Here is a 12342-nt window from a genome sequence, read left to right as displayed (position 1 = left end):
ACCGGGCCAGGGCACGCGGTCAGGCCCGGCCCCGGGCTGCGTCAGGCAGATAAGGATACCGGGACCGCACGGCTGCGCTGTTGCTCTTTTTCCAGCCGGTCGAGGCAATCGAGGCTGATGGCGGAGGGCGAGGTGGCGCCGGTGAGGGTCATGGTGACCTTCATATCCTCGGCAAATAAGCGCAGCAGGTGTGCCACCCCCGCTTCGCCTGCGGCGGCGAGGGCATAAATATAGGCCCGACCAAGCAGGACTCCCTTCGCGCCGAGGGCGAGCAGGCGAATAACGTCCACGCCGGAGCGCACTCCGGAGTCGGCAAGGACCGTCAGATCGTCGCCGACCGCATCCGCCACCCGCGGCAGCGCCCGGGCGGTGGGGATGGCGCCATCGAGCTGTCTGCCGCCGTGATTGGAGACCACAATGCCATCGGCGCCCAGCCGCACGGCATTGCGCGCATCGTCGGCATCAAGGATCCCTTTAATGATCAGCTTTCCTGGCCAGCTGTCGCGGATCCACTCCAGATCGTGCCAGGCGATGGACGGGTCGAAGTTGTTGCTGATGAACCCCATATAGTCATCCATGGTCATTTTGTGGCCGGTATAGGCTTCGATGTTACCGAACGACAGGGGTCTGCCCGCCAGGCCGACGTTCATTGCCCAGCGCGGGTGGGTGCAGGCCTGAAGATACTGTCGCAAGGTGGCGTGCGGCCCGGACATCCCTGAACGGTTATCGCGATACCGTGAGCCGGGGATCGGCATATCGACAGTGAATACCAGGGTTTTCATGCCGGCAGCCCAGGCGCGTTCCAGGGCATTACGCATATAGCCGCGATCTTTCAGTACGTACAGCTGGGACCAGAGCGCGCCGCTGGCGTGGCTCGCCACCTCCTCAATGGAGCAGACCGACACGGTGGACAGAGTGTAAGGGATCCCGGCGCGGGAGGCGGCGCGGGCCGCCTGGACTTCGCCGCGGCGGGCGTACATTCCGGTGGCCCCGACCGGCCCCAGCGCCACGGGCATCGCCCATGGGGCATCAAGGATGGTGGTGGCCAGCGTCGGCTCACCCGCTCCGCACAGCACGCGCTGGCGAAGGGCTACCGAGGCGAGCTCGGCGGCATTAGCGTTCATGGTATTTTCCGCCACCGCGCCACCGTCAATATAGTCAAAAAGGAAACGTGGCAGACGGCGACGAGCGGCTTCGCGATAATCGCTGGGGGCTGAAACAATCATGATTATATCCTTATGTCTTTTAACCTAAGTGGATGTTCTGCAGGCAAAAAAACTATAGGCTTCTAAAAGGCGGTGGGGAAATGAAATATTAGCATCCAAGCCATTCCCTAACGGAATAAACTGGATTTGTCGCTTAAATTGTTATTTCTTTTTTTTGCCTTGGGCACGCGCGTTATTTTTATTTATTTCCGCGAAGCGTGAATTCGGGCCAAATAAAAGACCCGATGTGGTGCGACAGCGTTTTGCGCTATCGCCATAGCAAGGAAGCGTGGTCAGCTCGGCGCCTGCGTTTTCCGGGAGGTGTAAAGAAGGTGATTTTGAAATTGAGCAGATGCTATCTTTTGCTAGCCTTTCTGAGGAGGACAGACGGAGCGACACCATGAAAGATAAAGATGAACAAACGGCATTGATTGGCATGGCTATCGGCGCGGCGGTCATTAGCTTAGTGGCGACCCAAAAGCAGATTAATCAGGGGAGTATCGTGGATGAGCTGGTGCGGCTGGGCAGACAGAAGGGGGATGGGGTGGAGGATGAAGTTTTTGTCCAGGCCGCCCGCCTGGTGAGAAAAGGAACTTAGCCAACCGTTAGCCTTCCTGGCTACCCGCTTTATCGCGGTTTATCTCCCCCCGATCGCGGCCACGTCCCCCGCCAGGCCGCGACCGCCCCTGCCGAAAGCGTTGCGCCTTGACGCTTTCTGCTTACGCTTTCTCATTCCGCAGGCCAGCGCCTGTTCAGCGCGCATGGCTGCTTAGTGACGCCGTCACTTTTTTGGTTTCTACGACAAGGTTAATCAGGAAGGTGGTCTGCTGCTATCGCATAAATCGGTATTTTCGATACATCTTTGCCATTGCGTGCGGTGATAGAACGATATCAGAATTAAATATTATAAATCATATGATTAGGTTCAACTTGCGCACCCTGATAATCCCCGGTCAAGGGTCTATGCTTATAAAAAGCGCTAATTGGGGCAATACCCCTGCTGGAGAAGGGTTGAAGTGATAATCATTATCACTAACATGGCGGTATGCCTTGATGGCGCCAACCTGGAGGTCTATCGATGGAAGTACAAGCAGGAACCTTTAATCCCGCCGATTTCAGCTGGCAGGGACTGACCATGACGCCGGCCGCTGCCGCGCATATTCGCGATCTGATGCGCAAGCAACCGGATAAAAAGGGGCTACGGCTGGGTATTAAAACCAGCGGCTGCGCCGGTTTTGGCTATGTGCTCGAAATGATTGCCGAGCCGGCGCCCGACGATCTGCTCTTTGAATCTGAAGGGGCGAAGCTGTACGCGCCGCTGCAGGCGATGCCGTTCATTGACGGTACGGAGCTGGATTACGTCCGGGAAGGATTAAATGAAATCTTTAAATTTCATAACCCGAAAGCGCAGCACGAATGCGGCTGCGGCGAAAGTTTTGGGGTGCAGGCGGAGTAACTATGTCGCGTAATACTGAAGCAACAGACGATGTCAAAACCTGGACCGGCGGCCCGCTCAATTATAAAGAGGGCTTTTTCACTCGCCTGCAGACCGATGAGCTGGCCAAAGGCATTAATGAAGAAGTGGTTCGCGCCATCTCCGCCCGTCGCAATGAGCCGCAGTGGATGCTGGAGTTCCGGCTCAATGCCTACCGGGCGTGGCTGGAGATGGAAGAGCCGCACTGGCTGAAGGCGCATTACGATAAGCTGAATTATCAGGATTACAGCTACTATTCCGCCCCCTCCTGCGGCAACTGCGATGAGACCTGCGCCTCCGGGCCCGGCGCGGTGCAGCAGACCGGGGCCAACACCTTTCTGACCAGCGAGGTGGAAGAAGCCTTTAACCAGCTGGGCGTACCGGTGCGCGAAGGGCGCGAGGTGGCGGTGGACGCGATATTCGACTCGGTGTCGGTGGCGACCACCTACCGTGAAAAGCTGGCGGAGCAGGGGATCATCTTCTGCTCTTTCGGCGAGGCGATCCACGACCATCCGGAACTGGTGAAAAAGTATCTGGGGACCGTGGTGCCGGGCAATGACAACTTCTTTGCCGCGCTGAACGCCGCGGTGGCTTCGGATGGCACCTTTATCTATGTGCCGAAGGGCGTCCGCTGTCCGATGGAGCTATCGACCTATTTCCGCATCAACGCCGAAAAGACCGGCCAGTTTGAACGCACCATTCTGGTGGCCGATGAAGGCAGCTACGTCAGCTACATCGAGGGCTGCTCGGCGCCAGTGCGCGACAGCTATCAACTGCACGCCGCGGTGGTGGAGGTCATCATCCATAAAGACGCGGAAGTGAAATACTCCACGGTGCAGAACTGGTTCCCGGGGGACAACAACACCGGAGGGATCCTCAACTTTGTCACCAAGCGCGCCCTGTGCGAAGGGGAGAACAGCAAAATGTCATGGACCCAGTCGGAAACCGGCTCGGCCATCACCTGGAAATACCCCAGCTGCATCCTGCGCGGCGATAACTCGATCGGCGAATTCTTTTCGGTGGCGCTGACCAGCGGCCATCAGCAGGCCGACACCGGCACGAAAATGATCCATATCGGCAAGAACACCCGCTCGACCATCATCTCGAAAGGGATCTCCGCCGGACACAGCCAGAATAGCTATCGCGGGCTGGTCAAAATCATGCCGACCGCCACCAATGCCCGCAACTATACCCAGTGCGATTCAATGCTGATCGGCCCGGACTGTGGGGCGCATACCTTCCCCTATGTCGAATGCCGCAACAACAGCGCTCAGCTGGAACACGAAGCGACCACCTCGCGGATCGGTGAGGACCAGCTGTTCTACTGCCTGCAGCGCGGGATCAGCGAAGACGATGCCATCTCGATGATCGTCAACGGCTTCTGTAAAGACGTCTTCTCCGAACTGCCGCTGGAGTTCGCCGTAGAGGCGCAAAAATTGCTGGCCATTAGCCTTGAGCATAGCGTCGGCTGATAATTAAGGAAAAAAGATGTTAAGTATTCAAGATTTACATGTCGCCGTCGAAGATAAAGCGATCCTGCGCGGGTTGAACCTTGAGGTGCGTCCGGGGGAGGTCCACGCCATAATGGGGCCAAACGGCTCGGGGAAAAGTACGCTTTCGGCCACCCTGGCCGGGCGCGAAGATTACGAGGTCACCGGCGGCAGCGTCGAATTTAAGGGCAAAAACCTGCTGGAGCTCGCCCCGGAAGATCGCGCTGGGGAAGGCATCTTTATGGCCTTCCAGTATCCGGTGGAGATCCCCGGCGTCAGCAACCAGTTCTTCCTGCAGACTGCGCTAAATGCCGTACGCAGCTATCGCGGCCAGGAGCCGCTGGATCGCTTCGATTTCCAGGACCTGATGGAAGAGAAAATTAAGCTGCTGCAGATGCCGGAAGATCTGCTGACCCGTTCGGTGAACGTGGGTTTCTCCGGTGGCGAGAAAAAGCGCAACGACATTCTGCAGATGGCGGTGCTTGAGCCGGAGCTGTGCATTCTCGATGAATCGGATTCCGGGCTGGACATTGATGCTCTGAAAATCGTCTCCCAGGGCGTGAACGCGCTGCGCGACGGCAAACGCGCCTTCATCATCGTCACCCACTATCAGCGCATCCTTGACTATATCAAGCCGGACTATGTCCATGTGCTCTATCAGGGGCGGATTGTGAAGTCGGGGGATTTCACCCTCGTCAAACAGCTGGAGGAGCAGGGCTATGGCTGGCTTACCGAACAGCAGTAACGCGCTGCAGCAGTGGCACCATCTGTTTGAAGCGCAGGGCGACCAGCGTACGCCGGAGGCTAGCCAGCATCTGCAGCAGCTGTTGCGCCTGGGGCTGCCGACGCGCAAGCAGGAGGACTGGAAATACACCCCGCTGGACGCGCTACTTAACGGCCGCTTCGTCGCCGATGAGGGGGCGTCGCTCAGCGCCGAACAGCGTGACGCGCTGGCGCTGCCGCTGGACGCCTGGCGTCTGGTGTTTATCGACGGCCGCTATCATCCTGAGCTGAGCGACGATCTCGCCGCCAGCGGCGTGGAGGTTAGCGTTGATAACCAGCGCCAGCATCTGCCGGATGCCCTGCAGCCGGAAGTGTTTCTCCATCTGACCGAAAGCCTGGCGCAGTCGGTGACCCGCCTTCGCGTGCCGCGCAACCGTCGCCTGGATAAGCCGCTGCTGCTGATGCATATCACCCGCGGCCTGGCCGGCGATGCGCTGAATACCGCCCACTATCGTCACCATCTGACGCTGGAGAGCGGGGCGGAGGCGACGATTGTCGAGCATTACCTCAGTTTCGATGAGCAACCGCACTTCACCGGCGGGCGGCTGACCATGACGGTGGCGGACAACGCACGCCTGCAGCACATCAAGCTGGCGTTCGAGAACGCGCATAGCTACCACTTCGCCCATAACGACCTGCAGCTGGGCCGCGACGCCTCGGCCTTCAGCAGCAGTTTCCTGCTCGGCGGCCAGGTGCTGCGTCACCACACCAGCACGCGTCTGGGCGGCGAAAATAGCGACCTGCGTCTTAATTCGCTGGCGATGCCGGTAAAAAATGAGGTCTGCGACAGCCGCACCTGGCTGGATCACCAGGTGGGGTACTGCACCAGCCGCCAGCTGCACAAAACCATCGTCAGCGATAAGGGCCGGGCGGTGTTTAACGGGCTGATCAACGTCGCGCCGCACGCGCTGAAAACCGACGGGCAGATGACCAACAACAATCTGCTGCTCGGGCGGCTGGCGGAAGTCGACACCAAACCGCAGCTGGAGATTTACGCCGATGACGTGAAATGCAGCCACGGGGCGACGGTCGGGCGCATAGACGAAGAACAGCTGTTCTATCTGCGCTCGCGCGGGATTGAACAGCAGGCGGCGCAGCAGATGATCCTCTACGCCTTCGCCGCCGAGCTTACCGAAGCTATCCGCAGCGACGCGCTCAGAGAGCAGGTGCTGGCGCGAATTGGAGAGCGTTTGCCGGGAGGCACAGCATGACATTTTCAGTAGAACGGGTTCGCGCCGATTTTCCGGTACTGAGCCGGGAGGTCAACGGCCAGCCGCTGGTCTATCTTGACAGCGCCGCCAGCGCCCAAAAACCGGAGGCGGTGATCGGCGCCGAAGCGGAATTCTATCGTCACGGCTACGCGGCGGTGCATCGTGGGATCCATACCCTCAGCGCGGAAGCCACCGCGCGGATGGAAGCGGTGCGCCAGCAGGCGGCCACTTTCCTTAACGCCGGATCGGCGGAGGAGCTGGTATTCGTGCGCGGCACCACCGAGGGCATCAACCTGGTGGCCAACAGCTGGGGAAATGCCAACGTCGGCGCTGGGGATAACATCATCATCAGCGAGATGGAGCACCACGCCAACATCGTACCGTGGCAGATGCTCTGCGCCAGGGTGGGGGCTGAGCTGCGGGTGATTCCCCTCAACCCGGACGGCACCCTGCAGCTGGACGTGGTTCCCGGGCTGTTTGACCAGCGTACCCGCTTGCTGGCGATCACCGAAGTCTCCAACGTGCTGGGCACCGAAAACCCGCTGTCGGCGCTGATTGCCCTTGCGCATCAGCATGGCGCGAAAGTACTGGTGGACGGTGCTCAGGCGGTGATGCACCACCCGGTGGACGTTCAGGCGCTGGGTTGTGATTTTTATGTCTTCTCCGCCCACAAATTGTATGGTCCGACCGGGATCGGCGTGCTCTACGCCCGGGCCGAGCTGCTGCAGACCATGGCGCCTTGGGAAGGGGGCGGGTCGATGATCGCCACCGTCAGCCTGACGGAGGGCACCACCTGGAACCAGGCGCCGTGGCGCTTTGAGGCCGGCACGCCGAATACCGGCGGGATCATTGGCCTCGGCGCGGCGCTGAGCTACGTCAGCCAACTGGGACTGACGCAGATCGCCGAATACGAACAGACGCTGATGCGCTACGCGCTGGAGGCCCTGCGCGCGGTGCCGGACCTGATCCTCTACGGTCCGGCGCAGCGCAAAGGGGTGATTGCCTTTAACCTCGGCCAGCATCACGCCTATGACGTCGGCAGCTTCCTCGATAACTACGGGATCGCCGTGCGGACCGGGCACCACTGCGCCATGCCGTTGATGGCCCGCTATCAGGTACCGGCCATGTGTCGGGCGTCGCTGGCCATGTACAATACCACGGAAGAGGTGGACCGCCTGGTGGCCGGCCTCCAGCGGATCCACAAACTATTAGGGTAAAGGACGTGACGATGACGGCATTACCGGACAAAGATAAACTGTTGCGCAATTTTAGCCGTTGCGCCAACTGGGAAGAGAAGTATCTCTATATCATTGAGCTGGGCCAGCGGCTGGCGCCGCTGAGCGACGCGGAGCACAGCCCGCAGAATATTATTCAGGGCTGTCAAAGCCAGGTATGGATCGTGATGGCGCAGGATCCTTCCGGCGTTGTCACCCTGCGCGGCGACAGCGATGCGGCGATTGTCAAAGGGCTGATTGCGGTGGTGTTTATCCTTTATGACCGGATGACCGCCCAGGACATCGTCGAGTTCGACGTCCGCCCGTGGTTTGAAAAAATGGCTCTCACCCAGCATCTTACCCCCTCCCGCTCGCAGGGCCTCGAAGCCATGATCCGCGCGATACGCGCGAAAGCCGCAAATATTAGCTAGAATAAACAGGTAGATTTCATTCTGTTACGTCCGGCAGGGCGCTGACCCTGCCGCCGTTCAGTCTCCTGGCGTTTTATCAGCGAAAGAAGGAATCTCAGTATGAAACGCAAAACGATGATCACCTTAGCCCTTCTCAGCGCCCTTGGCGCCTCCCCGGCCGCCTGGGCCGTCGACTACCCGCTGCCTCCGGCTAACAGCCGGCTGATTGGCCAGAACCAGTACTGGACGGTTCAGGAGAGCGATCGCAACCTGCAGGCGATTGCCCGCCATTTCGATACCGCGGCGATGCTGATCCTCGAAGCCAACGATACCATTGCGCCGGTGCAGCCGAAGCCCGGGACCCAGGTGCTGATCCCTTCACAGATGCTGCTGCCTGACGCGCCGCGGGAGGGGATTGTCGTCAACCTCGCGGAGCTGCGGCTGTACTACTTCCCGCCGGGAGAGAATCAGGTCCAGGTTTATCCCCTGGGCATCGGCCAGTTAGGACTGGAAACCCCGGAGATGACCACCCGCGTCGGGCAGAAGATCCCTAACCCGACCTGGACACCCACCGCCGGCATCCGTGCGCGCTCGCTGGAGAAAGGGGTGACGCTGCCGGCGGTGGTGCCGGCCGGGCCGAATAACCCGCTGGGTCGCTATGCGCTGCGTCTGGCCTACGGTAACGGCGAATATCTCATCCACGGGACTAACGCCCCGGACAGCGTTGGGCTGCGCGTCAGCTCGGGCTGTATGCGGATGAACGCTGATGACATCAAGGCGCTGTTCAGTCAGGTGAAAACCGGGACGCCGGTGCGGATCATCAATCAGCCGGTGAAGTTTGCCGTCGAACCGGATGGTAAACGCTACGTAGAGGTCCACAGGCCGCTGTCGCAGACGGAAGGGGAAAACACCCGGACCATCGCTTACACGCTGCCAGCGGCGTTTCACGCCTTCGCAGAGGATAAAGCGGTGGATGACCAGCAGTTGAAAAAAGCGATGTCGAGAAGGGCGGGCTATCCGGTGGTGGTATCGACGGGGGCGGGGAGCGCGGCGACGTCGCTGTCGGCGCAGAACAGTTCGTCTGATAACGGCCTGCTCACCCAGTAGCCCTCAGCGCGAGGGCAAAAAAAATGGCGCACTGAGTGCGCCATTTTTATTACCAGAACTCTTACTTACGGTAAGAGTGAGCCTGGTTGTCCAGACGCTGGTTAGCGCGAGCTGCGTCGTCTTTAGCAGCCTGAACGTCGGAACGCATTGCGTTCACGTCGTTGCTCAGCTGGTCAACTTTAGCGTTCAGAGTCTGAACGTCAGAAGACAGCTGATCGATTTTAGCATTGCTGGAGCAACCAGCCAGCAGAGTAGAACCCAGGATTACCGCGCCCAGTACCAGTTTAGTACGATTCATTATTAATACCCTCTAGATTGAGTTAATCTCCATGTAGCGTTACAAGTATTACACAAACTTTTTTGGGATGAGAATATTTTTTTTACCTGAACGCACTTATTTTTGATCGTTCGCTCAAAGAAGCATCGAATTGGTCAAAATCGCTGAAAAAGGCGAGTGAAAACAGCGCGCTTCCATCGGATTCATCTTAGATAATCTCTTATTAAATAGTAAATTCCGATTTGCATTTTTAATAGGAAGAGCTAGCCGATGAATAAAAAAAAAGCGCCCCGAGAGGCGCTTTATTAAAAAAAACCAATTAACCTGTAAATTATTACAGCACGTGCACGGAAGCGGTATTAGTGGTGCCGCTCGGGACTAATGCGCCAGAGACCATCACTACCACGTCGCCTTTGCGCGCGAGGCCGCTCTTCAGCGCCAGATCTTTGCCCAGGTGATAGAAGTCATCAGTAGAGGCAATCTCTGTCACCAGCTGCGGCACAACGCCTTTGCTCAGCACCAGCTGGCGAGCGGTGGTTTCGTTGGTGGTCAGCGCCAGGATGGTGGCATCCGGGAAGTATTTGCGCACAGCGCGTGCGGATTTACCGCCCTGGGTGGCGACGACGATCAGAGGTGCTTCCAGTTTCTCAGCGGTTTCTACCGCGCCGCGGCACACCGCTTCGGTGATGCGCAGTTTACGGTTGTCGTTGTTGAAATCCAGACGGCTGGTCATGACGCGGTCGGTACGTTCGCAGATAGTCGCCATGATGGTGACCGCTTCCAGCGGGTATTTACCTTTCGCGGATTCGCCGGACAGCATCACCGCATCGGTGCCGTCGAGGATGGCGTTGGCCACATCGCCGGCTTCAGCACGGGTCGGACGCGGGTTCTTGATCATGGAGTCCAGCATCTGGGTGGCGGTGATAACCACTTTGCGCGCGCGGATACATTTTTCGATGATCATTTTCTGCGCGAAGATAACTTCTTCAACCGGGATCTCAACGCCCATGTCGCCACGAGCAACCATGATGCCGTCAGAGGCTTCGAGGATTTCGTCGAAGTTGTTCAGGCCTTCCTGGTTTTCGATTTTGGAGATGATCTGGATGTTTTCGCCGCCGTGGGCTTTCAGGTGCTCACGGATCTCGACGACGTCGGAACGCTTACGGATGAAGGAGGCCGCGACGAAGTCCACGCCCTGTTCGCAACCGAAGATCAGATCCTGTTTGTCTTTTTCCGCCAGCGCCGGCAGGGCGATGGAGACGCCCGGCAGGTTCACGCCTTTGTTCTCGCCAAGGTCGCCGTTGTTCAGCACTTTACAGATAACTTTGTTGCCTTCGATCGCGGTCACTTCCATGCCGATCAGGCCATCGTCCACCAGAACGGTGTTGCCGACGCTCAGGTCAGAGGTGAAGCCTTCATAGGTTACCGCTACGATTTCGCTGTTGCCGATAACGGATTTATCGGTGGTGAAGGTGAAAGTCTGGCCCGCTTTCAGGGAGACGTCGTTGCCGCCTTCCAGCTTGATGGTACGAATTTCCGGTCCTTTGGTGTCCAGCAGAATAGCGGCTTTCTTACCGGTTTTGCTCATCACATTGCGCAGGTTCTGGATGCGCTGACCGTGTTCCGCATAGTCACCGTGAGAGAAGTTCAGACGCATCACGTTCATGCCGGCTTCCAGCATTTTGGTCAGCATCTCTTCAGATTCGGTTTTCGGACCGATGGTGCAAACAATTTTGGTCTTTTTCATGACAGTTTTAGTCTTTAAGTTGTGAAGGATATGGAATTCTCGCTCCGCGGGCGCACTGCCGGGGAGCCAAACCTGTATTACGAAAGTTGCTAAGCCACGCCCTAAGGATAGGTGACAACCCTGAAGCGTGCAGAAGAATGTGTGCTGGCGGTTCAGCCCATGAAATGTGGCAAGGTGTTATGCGTTTTATCATGCAGTCCAATGCGCTGAAACCATTCAAGAAAGAATCGAAGTGCATTATACGCTGCCGAAATCAAAAAGGAAAATAAAAACCTCGTTTCAAATTATGGACAAAACGCGTAACAAAACCGGCACGTTATGCATAAAACTACGCAACACAATATTTCATCAGGCGGCATGAAAAGGGGCGTAAGAAAGGGATTTTACTGACATCATGAGGCGCTAAAATACCCCATTGAGCCGTTAACGGTGGGATGATTTGCGTTGCCGGAAAAATCTATCAATAATGATTTGATTGATAATGAGAAAATGCGAGCCAGACTCAATGGGAAATAAAGCGAAAGACGACGAGCTGTACCAGGAAATGTGCCGCGTGGTGGGCAAAGTGGTGCTGGAGATGCGTGACCTTGGTCAGGAGCCGAAACACATTGTCATCGCCGGCGTGTTGCGCACCTCGCTGGCGAACAGCAAAATCCAGCGTTCACCGCTCACCGAGGAGGCGATGGCGAAGGTCATTCATGCTCTCTCCGGACACTGACGCCTTTCGCCGGCGGGTCAGGAAATCACAAAGCGGACCACCGCCCGGACGGCAATGTCGCAGTGGTGGGCCACCATCGCTTCATCGTCAATGGCGGGCAGCGGAACGTCAAGGTACAGACTGCTGAAGGTGTAGAAATTCGACACCTGATAAAAGCTGAAGCTGCTGATCAACCGGTGAACATCGCGCGCTTCCAGCCCCGCCTGAAAGACGCCCTGCTGTTGGCCGCGTTGCAAAATGTCTTCCAGAATCGACAGGGCGGTTCGATTCAGCGGCTTCAGATCCCCTGAGGTCTTCAGCCACTTGCCGCGCTGCATGTTCTCCATGCAAATCACCCGCATATAGTCCGCATGGGTGGCGTGATAGCGCACGCTCCAGCGCACCAGCCGCACCAGCGCCTCTACCGGCGGCACATTCTCCAGCCCCAACTGCTGCTCGGTTTCGCGGATCCGCGCATACACATGCTGCAGCACCTCCTGATAGAGCTGCTCTTTGCTTTTGAAGTAGTAGACCACCATGCGCTTGGTGGTCTGCGCCTCGGTGGCGATCTGCTCCATGCGGGCGCCTGACAGCCCGTGTTCGGCAAAGACGGCGATAGCGGCGCTGAAGATCCGCTCCTTCAGAGATTGTGCTTCATCATGAGCAACGACGGTCATGGCAACTCCTTTTTCTTGGGTGACAAAAAATACACATAATGATCACAATT

Annotated in this window: 14 protein-coding genes and 1 pseudogene; 10 read left to right on the top strand and 5 right to left on the bottom strand. The window is 57.8% G+C overall.

The window, feature by feature from the left end; genetic code table 11:
* Positions 1-41: 41 nt before the first annotated feature.
* A complete protein-coding gene (lldD, locus tag MKS11_RS11835; RefSeq protein ID WP_087771284.1) occupies positions 42-1226 on the bottom strand; it encodes an FMN-dependent L-lactate dehydrogenase LldD in 1185 nt (394 codons plus the stop codon).
* A gap of 288 nt (positions 1227-1514) precedes the next feature.
* A pseudogene (locus tag MKS11_RS11830) lies at positions 1515-1607 on the bottom strand (hypothetical protein); the annotation flags it as partial.
* Here MKS11_RS11830 and MKS11_RS11825 point away from each other — a divergent pair.
* The 8 genes from MKS11_RS11825 to MKS11_RS11790 all read left to right on the top strand — a co-directional run bounded on the left by MKS11_RS11825 (position 1606) and on the right by MKS11_RS11790 (position 8894).
* Complete coding sequence (locus MKS11_RS11825) at positions 1606-1803, top strand: hypothetical protein (RefSeq protein ID WP_004203090.1); 198 nt, start codon at positions 1606-1608, stop codon at positions 1801-1803. The pseudogene MKS11_RS11830 and the gene MKS11_RS11825 overlap by 2 nt on opposite strands.
* 480 nt (positions 1804-2283) lie before the next feature.
* Entirely contained in the window at positions 2284-2661 is a 378-nt protein-coding gene (gene sufA, locus MKS11_RS11820) for a Fe-S cluster assembly scaffold SufA (RefSeq protein WP_004203089.1), read from the top strand.
* Positions 2662-2663: 2 nt separating this feature from the next.
* Positions 2664-4151, top strand: a complete 1488-nt coding sequence (gene sufB / locus MKS11_RS11815) for a Fe-S cluster assembly protein SufB (RefSeq protein ID WP_284109540.1) — start codon at positions 2664-2666, stop codon at positions 4149-4151.
* Positions 4152-4167: 16 nt separating this feature from the next.
* The gene (sufC, locus tag MKS11_RS11810) at positions 4168-4914 is read left to right on the top strand and encodes a Fe-S cluster assembly ATPase SufC (RefSeq protein ID WP_004203085.1); all 747 of its coding nucleotides are present in this window, start codon (positions 4168-4170) and stop codon (positions 4912-4914) included.
* Entirely contained in the window at positions 4889-6163 is a 1275-nt protein-coding gene (gene sufD / locus MKS11_RS11805; protein ID WP_057215866.1) for a Fe-S cluster assembly protein SufD, read from the top strand. The genes sufC and sufD overlap by 26 nt, the downstream gene beginning before the upstream one ends.
* The gene (gene sufS, locus MKS11_RS11800) at positions 6160-7380 is read left to right on the top strand and encodes a cysteine desulfurase SufS (protein ID WP_032456245.1); all 1221 of its coding nucleotides are present in this window, start codon (positions 6160-6162) and stop codon (positions 7378-7380) included. The genes sufD and sufS overlap by 4 nt, the downstream gene beginning before the upstream one ends.
* A gap of 11 nt (positions 7381-7391) precedes the next feature.
* Positions 7392-7808, top strand: a complete 417-nt coding sequence (sufE, locus tag MKS11_RS11795; RefSeq protein ID WP_004203081.1) for a cysteine desulfuration protein SufE — start codon at positions 7392-7394, stop codon at positions 7806-7808.
* Between the two features lie 99 nt (positions 7809-7907).
* Positions 7908-8894, top strand: a complete 987-nt coding sequence (locus tag MKS11_RS11790; RefSeq protein WP_004203079.1) for a L,D-transpeptidase family protein — start codon at positions 7908-7910, stop codon at positions 8892-8894.
* Between the two features lie 61 nt (positions 8895-8955).
* Here MKS11_RS11790 and MKS11_RS11785 read toward each other — a convergent pair whose 3' ends face one another.
* Positions 8956-9192, bottom strand: a complete 237-nt coding sequence (locus MKS11_RS11785) for a major outer membrane lipoprotein (RefSeq protein WP_002908860.1) — start codon at positions 9190-9192, stop codon at positions 8956-8958.
* Positions 9193-9505: 313 nt separating this feature from the next.
* Entirely contained in the window at positions 9506-10918 is a 1413-nt protein-coding gene (gene pykF, locus MKS11_RS11780) for a pyruvate kinase PykF (protein WP_004203076.1), read from the bottom strand.
* 137 nt (positions 10919-11055) lie between these two features.
* On the opposite strand from pykF, the gene MKS11_RS11775 reads away from it, so the two are divergent.
* Together MKS11_RS11775 and fumD are read left to right on the top strand one after the other, a co-directional pair.
* Entirely contained in the window at positions 11056-11187 is a 132-nt protein-coding gene (locus MKS11_RS11775; protein WP_165474127.1) for a hypothetical protein, read from the top strand.
* 236 nt (positions 11188-11423) lie between these two features.
* Positions 11424-11636 (top strand): fumarate hydratase FumD, encoded by a 213-nt coding sequence (gene fumD, locus MKS11_RS11770; protein ID WP_004203074.1) that lies wholly within the window; start codon positions 11424-11426, stop codon positions 11634-11636.
* Positions 11637-11653: 17 nt separating this feature from the next.
* On the opposite strand, the gene MKS11_RS11765 is transcribed toward fumD, so the two are convergent.
* Positions 11654-12292: a TetR/AcrR family transcriptional regulator gene (locus tag MKS11_RS11765; RefSeq protein ID WP_087771287.1), complete on the bottom strand. Its 639-nt coding sequence runs from the start codon at positions 12290-12292 to the stop codon at positions 11654-11656.
* Positions 12293-12342 lie beyond the last annotated feature (50 nt).

This window comes from Klebsiella sp. K5-45 (genome assembly GCF_030128605.1).
GTDB lineage: Bacteria > Pseudomonadota > Gammaproteobacteria > Enterobacterales > Enterobacteriaceae > Klebsiella > Klebsiella quasipneumoniae.
The sequence above is the reverse complement of the archived record's forward strand: the minus strand, read 5'-3'. Positions and strand labels throughout refer to the sequence as shown.